This is a genomic window from Pseudomonas agarici, assembly GCF_900109755.1.
GTDB lineage: Bacteria > Pseudomonadota > Gammaproteobacteria > Pseudomonadales > Pseudomonadaceae > Aquipseudomonas > Aquipseudomonas agarici.
This window is the reverse complement of sequence record NZ_FOAR01000003.1, coordinates 253,406-270,090: the sequence shown is the minus strand read 5'-3', so window position 1 is coordinate 270,090 and position 16,685 is coordinate 253,406. Positions and strand designations below refer to the sequence as shown.

Sequence of the window (16,685 nt, the reverse complement as noted above, 5' to 3'; positions counted from 1 at the left end):
TAATGATAATGCTTATCATGTGCGCTGTAGGTCAAGCGCTAATGCGCCTGTCGGTGTCTCTGGCCGAAGGTCGGGAGCATTGGCTCATGGGTTGCGAGCTTGCCCTAAAGGATTGTTGTGCGGAAATCTCGAATAGATGAACAGATGAGGATCAGGACGTTTTGAGGAGGAAATCAGTCTGTTTGGATCCAGAAGTTCTTTTTTGTCGGTATGCTCGTGTAAGCCTTTGCTTACGCGTTGCGTAAGCGATCAAGGATAAAAGTAGGAATAGATTACCTGGGTTGTTTTGTATCTTATTGAAATACATGTGTTTTTATATTTTTCAATGGATCCAAAGCACGGTGACGTCCCGTTGGATCCACTTGCGGAGGATCTGAAAACCCTTAATATCAGCCCTGTGTCGACGGATAGACACGGTGATCAGGGAAGGTCACTGCAAGGAACCTCGCAGGATGCGATTCATCAGGATGATGAAAGGGAAAAAAGGGATTAGGGAAAAAATGTGGGCGGGTTATACCGCCCCTTTTTTTTGCCTGCAGGAAAGTGAAAGCGCCAGCGCGCAAACACAAAAAGGCTCGCAAGGAGCCTTTTCAGGAACGCTCTGCAATCAGCGTTCGAGGTCTTTGATCTTGCCTTTGACGCCATCCCACTCTTCGGCATCCGGCAGCGATTCTTTCTTCTCGGTGATGTTGGGCCAGATCTCGGCCAGCTCGACGTTCAGTTGAATGAACTCTTGCATGTCCTCCGGGACTTCATCCTCGGAAAAAATAGCCACAGCAGGGCATTCTGGCTCGCAAAGCGCACAGTCGATGCACTCGTCCGGGTGAATCACCAGGAAGTTCGGGCCTTCGTAAAAGCAGTCCACCGGACAGACTTCTACGCAGTCGGTGTACTTGCACTTGATGCAGTTGTCGGTGACGACGAAGGTCATTTCTAATTTTCTCCTCAGGCGGCGGCAGCGAACCCCGGTCAAAATAGGCTCGCCAGGTCTAGGAGCGATAGTCTGCGAACCAAGCGGGTTCAGCACGATAACTGCCTGCGTGTCGATCATGGCACGTTGAAAACAGGCCCGGAATGCTCATTTAGTGAACTAAACTGCGCTTTCTCGCCTGTTTTCGCCTTGCTTGATCGCCGCTCGATGAGTTCTCGTACTGACCTGCATAGTCGGCAGCATCCCAAACCGCGCGAGATTCTAGCAGCTTGCGGCCGTCTGCGTTAGATCCGTGTCTTCAATGTATAGAGCATTTCCAATGCACGGCGTGGCGTCAGATCGTCCAGGTCGAGCTTGGCCAGTTCATCGAGCACCGGGTGCGGCAGGCTGGCGAACAGGTCGCTCTGCATCGGTGTCGCGGGCTTGCTGGGTCTGCCGGGCTTGGTCACGCTAAGCTCGTGGGGCAGGCTGGTGGTTTCCAGGCGACTGAGGTGTTCGCGGGCACGGACAATCACATCGGCCGGCACGCCAGCCAATTGTGCTACTGCCAGGCCGTAGCTCTGGCTGGCCGGGCCGGGCAGCACGTGGTGCAGGAAGACGATGCGTTCATTGTGCTCGGTCGCGTTCAAGTGCACGTTGGCCACCAGCGGTTCGCTTTCCGGCAGCACCGTCAGTTCGAAATAGTGAGTGGCGAACAGCGTATAGGCCCGCAGGTGCGCCAGGCGCTCGGCGGCGGCCCAGGCCAGAGACAAGCCGTCGAAGGTACTGGTGCCGCGACCGACTTCGTCCATCAGCACCAGGCTGCGTTCGCTGGCGTTGTGCAGGATATTGGCGGTTTCGCTCATTTCCACCATGAAGGTCGAGCGACCGCCGGCCAGGTCGTCGCTGGAGCCGATCCGGGTGAAGATCCGGTCCACCAGCGACAGCTCGCAACGGGCCGCCGGCACGAAGCTACCGATATGGGCCAGCAGTACGATCAGCGCGGTCTGGCGCATGTAGGTGGATTTACCCCCCATGTTCGGACCGGTGATCACCAGCATACGGGTGTCGTCGTCAAGGGCCAGGTCGTTGGCTACGAACGGCGTGGTCAGTACCTGCTCGACCACCGGGTGGCGACCCTGGCTGATGCGCATGCATGGCTCATCGACAAAACGTGGGCAGTTCAGGTCCAGGTTCAGCGCGCGTTCGGCGAGGTTGCTCAGCACGTCCAGTTCGGCCAGCGCCGCGGCGGTGTCTTGCAACGGTGGCAACTCGCCGATCAGGGTTTCGAGCAAGGCTTCGTAGAGCATCTTTTCCCGCGCCAGCGCCCGACTCTTGGCTGACAGCGCCTTATCCTCGAACTCTTTGAGTTCCGGGGTGATAAAACGCTCGGCGCCCTTGAGGGTCTGGCGCCGGATATAGTCGGCCGGCGCCGACTCGGCCTGCTTGCTCGGTAACTCGATAAAGTACCCGTGGACGCGGTTGTAGCCGACCTTGAGGTTGGCCAGGCCCGTGCGGGCCTTTTCTCGGGCTTCCAGGTCGATCAGGAATTGCCCGGCGTTTTCACTGAGGGACAGCAGTTCATCCAGCTCGGCGTCGTAGCCGCTCTTCAAGACTCCGCCGTCGCGGATAATCGCCGGTGGGTTATCGATGATGGCGCGTTCCAGCAGGATCGCCAGTTCCGGGTAAGTGCGGGTGGTGACAGCCAGTTGCTTGAGATGCGGCGCATCCAGTTCGAGCATCGCGTCCTGCAATTGCGGTAGGGCGCCGAGGGCGTCGCGCAGACGCGCCAGGTCGCGAGGACGGGCATTGCGCAGGCCGATTCGGGCGAGGATCCGTTCGATATCGCCGATTTCCTTGAGCTGCGGTTGCAGCTTTTCAAAGCGATAGCTTTCCAGTAGGCAAGTAATGGAGCTCTGGCGTGCCGTCAGTACCTTGAGGTCACGCAACGGGCGATTCAACCAGCGGGTCAGCAGGCGGCTGCCCATGGCGGTCTGGCAGCGGTCGACCACCGATTGCAAGGTGTTGTCCCGGCCGCCGGCGAGGTTGCTATCCAGCTCCAGATTGCGACGAGTGGCGGCATCGAGCACCACGGTGTCATCCAGGCGTTCATGCCGCAGGCTGCGCAGATGCGGCAGGGCGGTGCGCTGGGTTTCCTTGGCGTAGCTGAGCAGGCAGCCAGCGGCGCCAATGGCCAGGGTCAGGGTTTCGCAACCGAAGCCTTTCAGGTCCTGCACGGAAAATTGCTGGCAGAGACTTTTATGCGCCGAATCGCGTTCGAAATCCCACGGCGCGCGACGACGTGTTCCACGGCGCTTTTCCGCCGGCAGTCCCTGTGGCCAATCATCCGGAATCATCAGCTCGACCGGATTGATCCGCTCCAGTTCCGCCAGCAGATTTTCCCAGCCCTTGATTTCCGCGACGCTGAAGTTGCCGCTGGTGATATCCAGCACCGCCAGGCCAAACAGGCGCTCGTCGCCCAGTAAGGCGGCGATCAGGTTGTCGCGGCGCTCATCGAGCAGGGCTTCGTCACTGACGGTGCCGGGGGTGATGATCCGCACCACCTGGCGTTCCACCGGGCCCTTGCTGGTGGCCGGGTCGCCGATCTGCTCGCAGATCACCACTGATTCGCCAAGCTTCACCAACTTGGCCAGATAGCCTTCGAGCGAGTGATAGGGAATCCCGCACATCGGAATCGACTGCCCGGCCGATTGCCCGCGCGCCGTCAGGGTGATGTCCAGAAGCTTGGCGGCTCTCTTCGCGTCTTCATAGAAGATCTCATAGAAGTCGCCCATGCGATAGAACATCAATTGATCGGGGTGCTGGTGCTTCAGGCGCCAGTACTGCTGCATCATTGGGGTGTGGCTGGAGAGGTCGAAAATTGACATATTCATCAGTGGCTTAGGCGTGATTTTAAAAAAAGTGCGGGGCAAGAATGGGGCTATTTGCTTTGCATTCTGAATGCCCGACCCGCTCAATCGGTGGCTCACCATCCATTCACCTGGCGTAGACCTGGACCCGTATGCTGAAGTCCTTGTGACCCATCTGCTTTGGAATGAGCGCAAGGGTAACACGGCCAGTCAGGCGTCGGCAGGCGTGGGTGTATCGGGTTTTCAATACATCGTTAGCGCGATGTACTTTGTAAGTCTTTCGCATATACAGCTACACAATAGCTATACACTGTGCTAGCGTAGTTCTCGTGGGATATGGCATCCCACCTAACCGAGCCCACCAAGGGCCAACCCTAGAAAGAGAGGAATAGCCAATGTCACAAAATAGCCGCGCAACCAACGGCCGACGATCACATTAAGGAGGTAGGCCCGAAGCAGAAATAATACCTGGAGATGACCAAGCGATGAGCCAACTACTAGTAGAACGTGAAAAGCCCGTACCAATAAATATGCGGGTCGACACAAAAAAGCGAAACCTGATTGACGCGGCAGTCGAGTTACTGGGAACAGATCGAACCAGCTTTATCTTGGATGCTGCTTGCAAGCGGGCCGAAGACGTAATCATGGATCGACAGTTGTTTATTCTCAATGACGAAGCATTTGACCGTTTTGAGCAGGCACTTGATGACAACTCGATTAGGAGTAACAAATGCCTACAGAAACTGATGTCCAGACCAGCCCGGTGGAGCTGAGTAGACCCGAAAAACTAAACAAGCTTCACGACTTCACCGAGTTCGACTGTGGAGAGTCGTCGATCAACGACTACCTTCATAAGACCGCTAGAAAAGCGCAAGACCACAAGCAAGCGGTGGTTTATGTGACTTGTTTCGCGGGAACCAACCGCGTTGCTGGTTTCTATACATTGTCAGCCGGATCGGTTGCTCGGGAGCACGTCGTCCCTAAAAGCCATCAGCGGAACTCGCCTAGTGCACATCCAGTAACCATTCTGGGGCGCATGGGAGTAAGCATTGCAGCACAGGGCTATGGTTACGCTGTTGACCTTCTGCAAGATGCAATTCGCCGTTGCATGATCGCATCAGACTCAGTTGGAACTTCGGCTGTGCTGGTTCATCCACTCGACGACAAGCTCGCAGAGTTCTATGCGAAGCATGCAGGATTTCAGCGTTGCCCTGAATTGTCGCCGCTTACAATGTTGCTTTCCCTGCGTTAGCAGACCCCGGAAGTAGTTTTACTCATTGGATACTTAGGCGGATTGGTTTTGAGTGGAGAGGCAAGGTCGGGAGCCCGGCCCGTTGCTTTGTGATGGGCGCAAGGTTAACACGGGAGATCCGAGGTCCGTGGGCATGGCTTTTTAAAGTCAGTGTATCGGTTTATGCATGAAATATGCAAATCAGCATTTGCTATTCATGAAAAGCCCAAGCAATATGCGAGTTATGCAAATACGCAACGTTTCTACCGTCCTCCGAGCCTTGCTCGATCGCCACGGGATCTCCCCCACGGAGCTTCACCGTCGTACCGGCGTGCCCCAATCCACCCTGTCGCGCATCCTCAGTGGCAAGATCGTCGATCCGTCGGATAAGCATGTCTCGAAGATTGCCGGATACTTCCGGATCAGTACCGACCAGTTGCGCGGGCGTGCCGATATCGGTGCCGTTCGCGATCAGGACCTGGGTACGCTGCACTCTGAGCTCAAGGACATAAGCCTGTGGGACGACGATACCCCCGTCGATGCCGATGAGGTTTCCGTCCCCTTTCTTCGCGAGGTTGAATTGGCTGCTGGATCAGGAAGATTCGTCATCGAGGAAAGCGAGCAGGCCAGCCTGCGCTTCGGCAAGCGCAGCCTTCGCCACAACGGCGTGCAGTTCGACCAGGCTAAGTGCGTGACGGTGCGCGGCAACAGCATGCTGCCGGTATTGCGTGACGGCGCCACGGTTGGAGTCAACGCCGGTAAGAGCGCCATCGGCGATATCGTCGATGGCGACCTCTATGCCATCAATCACAACGGCCAGTTGCGAGTGAAACAGCTCTATCGGTTGCCTACCGGGATCCGCCTGCGCAGCTTCAACCGCGACGAACACCCGGATGAGGACTACAGCTTCCAGCAGATCCAGGAAGAGCAGATCACCCTCCTTGGCCATGTCTTCTGGTGGGGCATGTACGCCCGCTAACCCACCCTGATGCAGAAAAAACCCACGGCAATGTGGGTTTTTTTTCGCGCTGAAAAAAGCCTTAACCCTTGATTTGTGTAGATTTATGCGTAAATGCAAAAATTCAGGTCAAAATAAATGCGTTTGTGCATTGACTGTATATGCATACATGCATATTCTTTGTATCAAGCCAGCCAAAAAAAGCTCGGCAGCAGGCAGCAATGCCAGGGGTAACCCGAAGCTCTTTAGTGGCACCGCTTCAAAGAACAGGCAGCGATGAACCGGCCTTAACGGTTCAGAGGGTTGGCAACTGACCCGGGTGTGCAGCGTAAAGCACCGTAAGCAGTTATCCGGCGGACAGGGTCGCGGTCGGAAGAACAATTTGAATCGATCCGTACCGCGCCAGTAGCGCCGAAAGATCAGCCAACTCGCCAGGAATCCAACGCGCCGAAAGCGTGGACGGATTCAAGGCTGGGTATCAGGACCGCATTACTGAAAAGCCTGGGCAGCCGGGCTTTTTGGAATGCCCACCGGACATGGGCTGCTACGAGAATCCTTATTCTTGAAATGCAAGACAAACCATCAACGGCCAATGAATGGCCCTCTTTTATGGCAGGAGGCGTGACATGACAAGCGAGCAACAAGCGTTGGCGGACATGCCTATCTGGCTGGTCATCGTGCTGGCCGTGATCGGTGGGGTGTGCGGCGAAATGTGGCGTGCCGACAAGGAGGGCGCTCGCGGTTGGCTGCTGCTGCGGCGGCTGGCACTGCGCTCTGGGGCCTGCATGGTCTGTGGCGTGTCGACCATCATGCTGCTTTACGCCGCCGGCCTGTCGATCTGGACCGCCGGTGCCTTTGGCTGCCTGACCGCCATGGCCGGAGCGGATGTCGCCATCGGCCTTTACGAGCGCTGGGCGGCCAAGCGGTTGGGGGTGGGCGAGGGGTCTCGCCCGCAGAGATAGTCCGACAGATGATCGAATCAGGACGTCATCAGTATCGCCAACGGACTGGAGCCATCGGGCCTGAGAGCAAGGCCCAGCCTGCAAGGATGCGGGCTTTCTGGAGGCGAGATATCGCCTGTCGAACCTGTCAATCGGCAGGTTTTTTATTATCGGTGAAACCCCATGAACATCACTCCGATCCTCACTCAGTTGCGCGATCAATGCCCCAGTCTTGCTCAATCTATCTTGACTGGCCTTGATCTCGAACTTTTGCAAGGCAACACCACGCAGCCAACCCCGGCGGCATTTGTCACGGTGATCGCCGATCTGGCGAGTCCGGATGCGTCACAGAATGTCACTCGTCAGCGCATCCGCGATCGCCTGGAACTGATCCTGCTGCTCGACAGCAGCGACGGTCAAGTCGCCTTCGACCAACTCCACGCGTTGCGCGCCGAACTCTGGCGCGCGCTGGTGGGTTTCAAGCCTGACAGCTTTTATAGCCCCCTCGAATACGACGGTGGCGAACTGATCTCGATCAGCGCCGACCGCCTGCTCTACCGCCTGCATTTCTTCGCCGAGTTCCAACTGGGGCGCAATCGCTCCAGTGACCCGGCGGAAACCTGGCACGAGCGCGAATTGGACGGCTTGCCGTCTTTTACCGGGGTGACGGTGCAGGTCGATGCCATCGACCCGGCCGACCCCAATCTGCAGCGTCCTGGCCCCGATGGGCGCCTGGAGCTGACTTTTTCAGGAGAGGTAAAGCAATGACTCAACGCATCACCGTAGTGCCGGCCGAAGGCCGCGCCGTGCCGGATCCGGAAGCCAGCGATCTGCTGCCGGTCGCCGGTCGCGAAGTGGCCGACAGCGCCTGGTGGCGCCGTCGTCAGACCGATGGCGATATCACCCTCACCGCCGTGCAAGCGGCACAACCACAGGATGCCCAATAATGGCTATCGGATTCAGCAACATCCCCGCGGACCTGCGTGTTCCGCTGTTCTACGCTGAAATGGACAACTCGGCGGCCAATAGCGCGTCGTCAACCCTGCGTCGACTGATCGTCGCCCAGGTCAATGACAATGCCACCAGCCCGGAAGTCGGGGGCCTGGTGCTGGTCTCCAGCCTTGCGGTGGCGAAAAACATCGGTGGCCAGGGTTCGATGCTCGCCTCGATGTACGACACCTGGCGTAAGAGCGATCCGATTGGCGAGATCTGGTGCCTGCCACTGCGCAATAGTACCGGCGCCGTGGCCGAGGCCGATCTGCAGCTGAGCGGCGCCGCCACCGAAAGCGGCGTGCTCAACCTGTATGTCGCTGGCGTGCGGGTCCAGGCTGTCGTGGTCAGTGGTGCGACTGCCGCCCAGGCGGCGACCACCCTGGCATTGCAAATCAATGCCGCCGCCGATCTACCGGTCAGCGCCGTGGCCACCGATGGCACCGTCACCCTGAGCTGCAAATGGACCGGCGACAGCGGCAACGACATCAGCCTGCAGTTCAATCGTCTGGGCAAGAGCAACGGTGAGCAAACTCCGGCTGGCCTGACCATCGTCACCGCCAAGATGGCCGGTGGCGCCGGAGTGCCGGATCAGGTCGCGGCACTCGCCGCTCTGGGCGACGAACCGTTCGAGTTCATCTGCCAACCGTGGTCCGACGCGGCCAGCTTGAGTGCCTGGCAAGCGGCGATGGACGACAATGTCGGTCGCTGGTCCTGGTCCAAGCAACTGTTCGGCCATGTCTATACCGCCAAGCGCGGTACCCTCGGCACCCTGGTAGCGGCCGGTCAGGCGCGCAACGATCAACACATGACCCTCCTGGCCTTGGAGCCCGGTGTTGCGCAGCCGTTCTGGATCCAGGCCGCAGCCCTGGCTGCTCGCACGGCGGTGTTCATCTCCGCCGATGCCAGCCGTCCGACCCAGAGCGGCAGCCTGCCAGGTGTCGATCCGGCCCCGGCCAGCGAGCGTTTCACCCTGACCGAGCGTCAGTCGTTGCTCAGCTACGGCATCGCCACCGCGTACTACGAGGGCGGCTATGTGCGCATCCAGCGCGCGATCACCACCTACCAGAAGAACGCCTATGGCCAGGCGGACAACTCTTACCTGGACAGCGAAACCATGCACCAGTCGGCTTTTATCGTCCGGCGCCTGCAAAGCGTGATCACCAGCAAATACGGGCGTCACAAGCTCGCGGCCGATGGCACCCGTTTCGGTGCCGGCCAGCCGATCGTCACCCCGAGCACGATTCGCGGGGAGCTGATTGCCCAGTACGCCAAGCTCGAACTGGAAGGCCATGTGGAAAACGCCGAGCTGTTCGCCGAGCACCTGATTGTCGAGCGCGACGTCCAGGACCCGAGCCGGATCAACGTGCTGTTCCCGCCGGATTACATCAACGGCCTGCGCGTGTTCGCGCTGCTCAACCAGTTCCGTCTGCAGTACGACTCGGTGGCGTAAGCCGCGTCTTCCTCACGGTTTTGTTTCAGCCCGCCATGAGCGGGCTTATTTTTTGGGAGATACACCATGGGTCAACTGATTGCGGGCACCTGCTACGTCAAAGTGGACGGCGCTCAACTGACCATCAACGGCGGCTGCGAAGCGCCCCTGATGGCCGTCAAACGGGAAACGGTCGTGCCGGGTTTCTACAAGGAAACCGATATCGCCCCGTCCTTCAAGGTCACGGCGCTGCATACCCCGGACTTCCCCCTCAAGCAACTGATCGCCGGTTCGGACATGACCGTTACCTGCGAATTCAGCAACGGCAAAGTCTATGTACTGGCCGGTGCCTATCTGGTCGAGGAGCCGGTCGCCAAGGGCGATGACGCGACCATCGAGCTGAAATTCGAAGGTATCAAGGGGACCTGGCAATGACTGAATCGGTGAAGTTGCAGGTGCCCATCGAGGCCCACGGCGAGCCGCTGAGCGAACTCAGCCTGCGTCGTCCGACGGTGCAAGAGGTACGGGCGATCAAGGCACTGCCGTACAAGATCGACAAGAGCGAAGAGGTCAGCCTCGACATGGATGTCGCGGCCAAATACATCGCGATCTGCGCCGGCATCCCGCCGTCCTCGGTCAATCAGTTGGACCTGTCCGACCTCAACACGCTGAGCTGGGCGGTGGCGGGTTTTTTCATGAGTGCGGCATCGCCGCCATCGGCGAGCTGATTGCGGTGGCCTATGACCTGGCCTGGTTCTGGAAGGTTGACCCCGAACAGATGATGGCCAGGCCACTGGATGTGCTCCGCGAATCCCTGGAGCACGCGCAACGGATCAATGCGATGCAGCAGGTGCAGTGATGGCTACGACAATCAATAACACCCCGCAAACCCTGCAACAGGTGATGAATAGCCAGACCATCGTGAACCTGTCGGTGGTCATCAAGGGTGTGCAAAAAATGGAGACCGAGATGGCTAAGGTCACCACGCAAGTCGAGACGTTCAAGAACAGCCTGAAGAACAGTGGGCTGGGCAACCTGGATATTGCCGGCGTGTTCAACGGCGCTGGACTGGCGGCGCCTTTCGTGGCCGGTGTCCAGGCGGCCATCAAGGAAGAAAACAAACTGGCCGAGGCCCGCGAAGGCGCGCAGGCGGCAAACGCGTCAGCGTCCGGTTTAGGTGCTACGGCGCAGAACCTGGCGAAGCTGAATGCGGCGCTCGACAGCGTTTCCAGCAAGTTCGGCCAGGCGTTGTTGCCTGCGCTGAACAGTGTCGTCACGGCGCTGGTGCCGCTGGTCAATAGCGTTGCCGAGTTTGTCGCGGCAAACCCCCATCTTGTCCAGGGGCTCGCTGCCGGGGCCCTGGCGTTTACGGCCATGCGTGGCGCGGTGACGGGCATGGTGGGAGCAATGGAACTGCTCAAGGCCGGCCTGCTGACTTCGCCCATTGGCCTGGTCGCGTTGGGCATTGCCGTTGCGGCGGGATTGATCGTCGCCTACTGGCAGCCGATATCGGGCTTTTTCAACAAACTTTGGGAGGGCATCAAAAACGCGGCGTTTAGCTTTATGTCGACCCTGGCGACAGTGCTGGCTTGGTCGCCGCTGCCGATGATCAGCGCTGCCTGGGGAGCGCTCAGCGGATTTTTTGCCGGTCTTTGGAATTCGATCAAAGTGCCGGCTGCCACGCTGGTCGATTTTTTCCAGACACTGTTTTCCTGGACACCGCTAGGCCTCGTCATTGCCAATTGGGTGCCACTGACGGGACTGTTCGATTCGATCTGGCGATTGCTCAAGGCGTTGGCGGTGCCGGTGACGGATGTTCTCAAGGGCATGTTCGACTGGTCGCCAGTGGCATTGATCGTCACTAACTGGGGCACGATCAGCGGCTACTTCGAGACGCTGTGGGCTGCGCTGCAAAATCCCGCGCAGTTGCTCAAGGGGTTTTTTCTGAGCGTGTTCGAGTGGTCTCCCATTGGGCAGGTCATCGCCAACTGGCAACCCATCAGCGAGGTGTTTTCTGCCTTGTGGGATGTTTTGCGAGGCTTGGCGGCACCGGTGATGGATTTTTTTCGGACGATGTTCGACTGGTCGCCACTAGGACTGATTATCCAGAACTGGGAGCCGATTATCGCCTGGTTCGGTGAGTGGTGGGACAAGTTGCAGAGCCTTATCGCGCCGATCAAGGAGTTGTTCAGTGATGGTTTCGCTGGTTTCGTCGCCAGGATCACGGGACAAGTCGATGGCCTCGTTCAGCAACAGCAGGCCGGGAACGCCAACGCGGGCCTGATCCAAAGCTCCGGTGCGCTTGTCCAACAAACCGCCGCCAACAATCGTACCCAGCTTGAAGGCGGTCTGACCGTGCGCTTCGATAATGCCCCAGCAGGCTTGCGGGTCGACTCACCCCAGACCAATCAACCGGGCCTGAGCCTGACGCCTGCCGTCGGCTACCGCTCACTTTCCCTTGGAGGTGCTTATGGCGACTCACTGGCGTGACCGTTTGTTGCCGGCGTCGTTTCGCGGCGTGCCGTTCTGGGTCGACCAGGCGAAAATCCCAGTCGGCCAGAAAGGCCAGTTGCATGAATACCCCCAGCGTGACCAGCCGTTTTTCGAGCCGCTCGGCCAACAGGCGAAGATCCATACCCTGACCGCGTTTATCGTGGGCACCGATTGCCTGGAGCAGCGTGACAAGCTGCTCGAAGCGCTGGAGCAAGGCAGCGGCGAACTGGTTCACCCGTGGTTGGGGCGGATGCAGGTCAAGGTCGGCGAATGCGACATGACCCAGAGCCGCCAGGATGGCGGGCTGGTGACCTTCAACCTGAAGTTCTACCCGGACGAGTTGTTGCCGTTCCCCAAGGTCGTCATCAACACCCGTGAGCAATTGCAGATGGCGTCGAGTCGATTGCTCGACGCTTCGCTGGTGCGTTTCGACGAAGCGATGGCATTGGTCAACCAGGCGCGGATCGGCCTGGATAACCTGCGTCAGGGGATTACCTTGGCGTATCAGGTGATCGAGCAAGCGTTGGCGCCGCTGATCGAAACCTACGCGGATATCTATGCGCTGGTGCGCACGGTCAAGGAGTTCCCCCATCAACTGAGTGCGGCGATCAAAGGCGTGCTGGGCGAGTTTAAGGGTCTGGTGGGTGAAGTCCGGCAATTGAAAGACTTTGCCGTCCGAGGTTATCGCGGGATGTTGGCCGACATTTCGAAACAGATCGAGGAGGCCAAGTCCCTCGACACCTCACAACTGCCCATTGGCAAGGACTCCGCTAGTGCGTCACGGGCCACGGTGAACCTGATCCAGGATGCCTTACTGGTACAGATCGCCCAGCTTGTGTCGATGATGCCGGTCGCCACGCCGGCGGTGAAGTTGGCCAGCACACCGTCATTGGCCCAACAAGCCCAGCAACCGGTACAACGAGCCGATGTACCGGTGGTCGACGACGTACTGGCGCTACGTGACAGCCTCAATGAGCTGATCTGGCAGGCGGCGCTCTGCATTACCAAGCACTTAACGGTGTACGTCAGACACTGGTGCGGCATCTCAACGCGGTGGCGTCCACCGGGGTGCGATTGATTGACCTGACCCCCAAGAGCAACCTGCCGGCACTGGTGGTGGCCTACCGGAGTTTTGGTGATGCCACGCGGGTGGGTGAAGTGGTGCAACGCAACCGGATTTCGCACCCCGGTTTCATACCACCGATGCCGTTGCAGATATCCCAGGAGTAAGTCATGACTGATATCGACAATGCTGTTGTCCTGTTAGTTGACGGCCTGAGTTATGAGGGCTGGAAGACCGTTGAAATCAGTGCCGATCTCGAGCGCCAGTTCCGCACCTTCAAGCTCGGTATCACCTGGAAATGGCCGGGACAGACCCAGGCGGTGCCCATCAAGGCGGGGGCTCGTTGCTCGGTCTTGATCGGCTGCGACCTGGTCCTGACCGGTTACGTGTACCAGGCGCCCATCCGCTATGACGGCAATCAGATCAGCCTGACCATCGAGGGCAGTTCGCTGACCCGCGACCTGGTGGATTGCGCGGCCATCAACCAGCCGAGCCAGTGGCGTCAGCAGGGTATGTTGAAGATCGTCGAGGCGCTCGCCAAACCCTACAAGGTCAATGTGCGTAGCGAGATCGCGGAGACCACCCAGTTGCAGACCCACAGCATTGTGCCGGGGGAAACGGTATTCAAGTCCATTGACCGTCTGTTGACCTTGTACCGAGTGTTTTCCACCGATGATGCCGACGGCAACCTGGTGCTCGCCAAGCCGGGAAGTGCCGGGCGTGCCGGCGATGTCCTGGAGCTGGGCCAGAACATCCTCTCGGCCACTACCGCGCGGGATTACAGCACGGTGTTTTCCGAGTACCGGGTCATCGGCCAGCACAAGGGCAACGACCAGAACAGCGGCAGCGCGGTCAGCGAAGTGTCGGGTGTGTCCAGTGACACCCATGCGCTGCGCAAGCGGGTCACGGTGATCAGCGAAAGCGTGCAGCTCACCCCGGAGCTGGCCCAGCAACGGGCCGATTGGGAGCGCGCCACCCGCACCGGCAAAGCCCTGGCCACGAGCTACACCGTACAGGGCTGGCGACAGTCCAACGGCGATCTGTGGCGACACAATCTGCTGGTGCGGGTGAAGGACCCGGTGCTGGATCTGGATCAGGACATGTTGATTTCAAAAGTGACCTATTCGCTGTCCGCACAGGGTTCGATTACCACCCTGGACGTGGCGCCGCCGCAGGTTTTCGAGGCCACGCCGACGCCCGCCAAGACCCCGAAATAGTCCTTCCTCGTTCCACTCCTGCCTGACACACCGCTTGCCCAAGGAACTGACCATGAGCCTACTGACACGCCTACTGGCGCGCGGCACCGTCGTGCTCGCCAATTCGGCCAATAAACTGCAATCGCTGCAAATGCGCCTGACCGCCGGTGAAGTGAACGACGACATGGAGCATTTCGAGCCCTACGGTTTCACCAGCAACCCACTGGCCGGCGCCGAAGGCATCGCGACCTTTCTCGGCGGCGATCGCTCCCACGGCATCGTGCTGGTGGTCGCCGACCGCCGCTATCGCCTGCAAAACCTCGCCCCTGGTGAGATCGCCCTCTACACCGACGAAGGCGACCGGATCCACTTCAAGCGCGGAAGGATCATCGATATCGACACCGGCACCCTGAACATCCGCGCCAGCACCGCCATCAACCTCGACAGCCCGACCTTGACCCAGACCGGCAAGATCGTCTCCCAGGGCGACCAACTCGCCAGCGGCATCAGCCAGATCCAGCATGTACACGGCGGTATCCAGCCAGGCACCGGCCAGACTGGCGTACCGGCGGGAGGTGCCTGATGTTCGTCTCCCATAACCTCAAGGCGGCGCTGACCCGTTCGGTGCTGATCAGTCTGTTCACCTGGCGTCGCGCCAACTCTAACGATCCTATCGACGACGATGAACGTTTCGGTTGGTGGGGCGACAGTTTTCCGGTGGTGAGCGACGACCGCATCGGTTCGCGGCTGTGGCTGTTGCGACGGGTCAAGCTGACCGCGCGGACTCAGCTCGACGCCCAATTCTATGCCCGTGAAGCCCTGCAATGGTTGATCGACGACGGCCATTGCAGTGCCATCGAGATTACCACCGAACGGCTCGACGCCCAGCGACTGAACCTGCGCACGGTTCTGATCCTGGCCGGCGGCGAGCGCCTGGATATCAACCCGAACAACAGTTGGCAGGTGACTTATGCCGTTTGAAACCCCTTCGCTGCCGGTGCTGATCAACCGCACCCAAAGCGACCTGGCCAGCGATTCGCTGCGCCAGTCCGATGCCCAGGTCCTGGCCCGCACGCTCAGTGGCGCCGCCTTCGGCCTGTACGGTTACCTCGACTGGATCGCCGAGCAGATCCTGCCCGACACCGCCGACGAAACCACCCTGGAGCGTATTGCCGCACTGCGTCTGCACCAACCGCGCAAGGCCGCTCAGGCCGCCGTTGGCAGCGTCGGTTTTAGCGCCGCCGCCGGAGCGGTGCTGGACGCCGACACCCTACTGCAGACCAGTGACGGTCGCAGCTACAAGGTGACCCTCGGCGGCACCACCAGCGACGGCACCAACACCGCGCCGATCCAGGCGTTGGATGCCGGCAGCCTGGGCAATGCCGATGCCGGCCTGACCCTGTTTCCGGTGCAGCCGGTGCAAGGTATCGGCAACACCTTCACGGTACTGACGCCGGGCCTGACCGGCGGTGTGGCGCAGGAAAGCCTTGAGTCCCTGCGCGCGCGGGTTATTCGCTCATATCGCGTCACGCCCCATGGCGGTTCGGCGGCTGACTACGAAACCTGGGCGCTGGAGTGCCAGGGCATTACTCGGGCCTGGTGCCGTGGCAACTACCTGGGGCCGGGCACTGTCGGGTTGTTTGTCATGCGTGACGACGACCCCGTGCCGCTGCCGGATGCCGCGCAACTGGCGCTGGTCCAGGCCTATATCGAGCCATTGCGGCCGGTGACGGCGCAGTTGCAGGTGCTGGCGCCGGTGCTGGTGCCGATCACCTACACCCTGCGCCTGGTGCCGGATACCAGCGCCACCCGCGCTGCGGTCGAGGCGCAACTGCGCGATCTGCACAACCGTGAAGGCGGTCTGGGGGAAACCCTGTTGCTGACCCATATCGCCGAATCCATCAGCAGCGCCAGTGGCGAGAACGATCATCTGCTGGTCACGCCGTCCGCCGATGTGCCCGCGGCCACCAACCAGTTGCTGACCTTCGGAGGCTGCGTATGGCTGGAATAAGAACCGCCGCGCAATACCAAGAGCAACTGCGCAGCCTGCTGCCGGCCGGTCCCGCGTGGGATCCGGAACAGGTGCCGCAGATCCAGCAGGTGCTGTTGGGCATTGCCCAGGAGCTGGCGCGGGTCGATGCCCGCGCGGTCGACCTGATCAACGAAGTGGACCCGGTGACCGTCAGCGAGCTGGTGCCGGACTGGGAGCGGGTGATGAACCTGCCTGACCCGTGCCTGGGTCCCAAGCCGCTGTTCGACGACCGTCGCCTGGCGGTGCGTCGGCGCCTGCTGGCGGTGGGCGACCAGAGCATCGGCTACTTCATCGATATCGCCCGCAGCCAGGGTTATCCGAATGCCAGCGTCACCGAACTGCAGACCCCGCGCATGGGCCGGGCACGGTTCGGCAAGGCGCGTTTCGGCACCTGGCAGGCGCAATTCATGTGGACGCTTAATACCGGCGGGCGGTTGCTTATGGGCCGTCGTTTCGGTGCCAGCTACTGGGGCGAGCGCTTCGGCGCCAACCCCGGCAGCGCCCTGGAATGCCTGATACACCGCACCGCGCCAGCACATACGCTGGTGCATATTAATTATGATTAGAGG

General features: G+C 59.9%; 18 protein-coding genes and 1 pseudogene. 17 read left to right on the top strand and 2 right to left on the bottom strand.

Features of this window, described 5'->3' with window-relative positions; genetic code table 11:
• Positions 1–607: 607 nt before the first annotated feature.
• Complete coding sequence (gene fdxA / locus BMX68_RS04615) at positions 608–931, bottom strand: ferredoxin FdxA (protein WP_003222178.1); 324 nt, start codon at positions 929–931, stop codon at positions 608–610.
• A gap of 284 nt (positions 932–1,215) precedes the next feature.
• Positions 1,216–3,792, bottom strand: coding sequence for a DNA mismatch repair protein MutS (gene mutS / locus BMX68_RS04610; RefSeq protein WP_169316085.1), 2,577 nt, complete (start codon positions 3,790–3,792; stop codon positions 1,216–1,218).
• A gap of 473 nt (positions 3,793–4,265) precedes the next feature.
• On the opposite strand from mutS, the gene BMX68_RS04605 reads away from it, so the two are divergent.
• From BMX68_RS04605 to BMX68_RS04530, 17 genes and pseudogenes are all read left to right on the top strand, one after another.
• Positions 4,266–4,553: a type II toxin-antitoxin system TacA family antitoxin gene (locus BMX68_RS04605; RefSeq protein WP_017131076.1), complete on the top strand. Its 288-nt coding sequence runs from the start codon at positions 4,266–4,268 to the stop codon at positions 4,551–4,553.
• Entirely contained in the window at positions 4,511–5,032 is a 522-nt protein-coding gene (locus tag BMX68_RS04600; RefSeq protein ID WP_074861902.1) for a hypothetical protein, read from the top strand. Before BMX68_RS04605 ends, BMX68_RS04600 begins: the two co-directional genes overlap by 43 nt.
• A 214-nt stretch (positions 5,033–5,246) precedes the next feature.
• Positions 5,247–5,990, top strand: a complete 744-nt coding sequence (locus BMX68_RS04595) for a LexA family transcriptional regulator (protein ID WP_074861904.1) — start codon at positions 5,247–5,249, stop codon at positions 5,988–5,990.
• Positions 5,991–6,595: 605 nt separating this feature from the next.
• Positions 6,596–6,931, top strand: coding sequence for a phage holin family protein (locus BMX68_RS04590; protein WP_074861900.1), 336 nt, complete (start codon positions 6,596–6,598; stop codon positions 6,929–6,931).
• 162 nt (positions 6,932–7,093) lie between these two features.
• Positions 7,094–7,678: a phage tail terminator protein gene (locus BMX68_RS04585; protein ID WP_074861897.1), complete on the top strand. Its 585-nt coding sequence runs from the start codon at positions 7,094–7,096 to the stop codon at positions 7,676–7,678.
• Positions 7,675–7,857, top strand: coding sequence for a DUF2635 domain-containing protein (locus tag BMX68_RS04580; protein ID WP_017131072.1), 183 nt, complete (start codon positions 7,675–7,677; stop codon positions 7,855–7,857). The genes BMX68_RS04585 and BMX68_RS04580 overlap by 4 nt, the downstream gene beginning before the upstream one ends.
• Positions 7,857–9,353, top strand: a complete 1,497-nt coding sequence (locus BMX68_RS04575; protein WP_017131071.1) for a phage tail sheath subtilisin-like domain-containing protein — start codon at positions 7,857–7,859, stop codon at positions 9,351–9,353. Before BMX68_RS04580 ends, BMX68_RS04575 begins: the two co-directional genes overlap by 1 nt.
• A gap of 66 nt (positions 9,354–9,419) precedes the next feature.
• Positions 9,420–9,767 carry a phage tail tube protein gene (locus tag BMX68_RS04570; RefSeq protein WP_017131070.1) on the top strand — a complete coding sequence of 116 codons (348 nt, stop codon included), beginning with the start codon at positions 9,420–9,422 and terminating at the stop codon, positions 9,765–9,767.
• Positions 9,764–10,060, top strand: coding sequence for a phage tail assembly protein (locus tag BMX68_RS04565; protein ID WP_017131069.1), 297 nt, complete (start codon positions 9,764–9,766; stop codon positions 10,058–10,060). Before BMX68_RS04570 ends, BMX68_RS04565 begins: the two co-directional genes overlap by 4 nt.
• A 5-nt stretch (positions 10,061–10,065) precedes the next feature.
• Positions 10,066–10,191, top strand: coding sequence for a hypothetical protein (locus tag BMX68_RS26265; RefSeq protein WP_017131068.1), 126 nt, complete (start codon positions 10,066–10,068; stop codon positions 10,189–10,191).
• Positions 10,191–11,822 carry a phage tail tape measure protein gene (locus BMX68_RS04560; protein ID WP_017131067.1) on the top strand — a complete coding sequence of 544 codons (1,632 nt, stop codon included), beginning with the start codon at positions 10,191–10,193 and terminating at the stop codon, positions 11,820–11,822. Before BMX68_RS26265 ends, BMX68_RS04560 begins: the two co-directional genes overlap by 1 nt.
• Positions 11,803–13,055 (top strand): annotated as a pseudogene (locus BMX68_RS04555) (DNA circularization protein). Before BMX68_RS04560 ends, BMX68_RS04555 begins: the two are co-directional and overlap by 20 nt.
• Before the next feature lie 3 nt (positions 13,056–13,058).
• Positions 13,059–14,105 (top strand): phage baseplate assembly protein, encoded by a 1,047-nt coding sequence (locus BMX68_RS04550; RefSeq protein ID WP_017131065.1) that lies wholly within the window; start codon positions 13,059–13,061, stop codon positions 14,103–14,105.
• Between the two features lie 52 nt (positions 14,106–14,157).
• Positions 14,158–14,667, top strand: a complete 510-nt coding sequence (locus tag BMX68_RS04545; protein ID WP_017131064.1) for a phage baseplate assembly protein V — start codon at positions 14,158–14,160, stop codon at positions 14,665–14,667.
• On the top strand, positions 14,667–15,065 hold the full coding sequence (locus BMX68_RS04540) for a phage GP46 family protein (RefSeq protein ID WP_017131063.1): 399 nt from the start codon (positions 14,667–14,669) through the stop codon (positions 15,063–15,065). The genes BMX68_RS04545 and BMX68_RS04540 overlap by 1 nt, the downstream gene beginning before the upstream one ends.
• Positions 15,055–16,095 carry a baseplate J/gp47 family protein gene (locus tag BMX68_RS04535; protein WP_017131062.1) on the top strand — a complete coding sequence of 347 codons (1,041 nt, stop codon included), beginning with the start codon at positions 15,055–15,057 and terminating at the stop codon, positions 16,093–16,095. Before BMX68_RS04540 ends, BMX68_RS04535 begins: the two co-directional genes overlap by 11 nt.
• Positions 16,083–16,682, top strand: a complete 600-nt coding sequence (locus tag BMX68_RS04530) for a YmfQ family protein (RefSeq protein ID WP_017131061.1) — start codon at positions 16,083–16,085, stop codon at positions 16,680–16,682. The genes BMX68_RS04535 and BMX68_RS04530 overlap by 13 nt, the downstream gene beginning before the upstream one ends.
• Positions 16,683–16,685 lie beyond the last annotated feature (3 nt).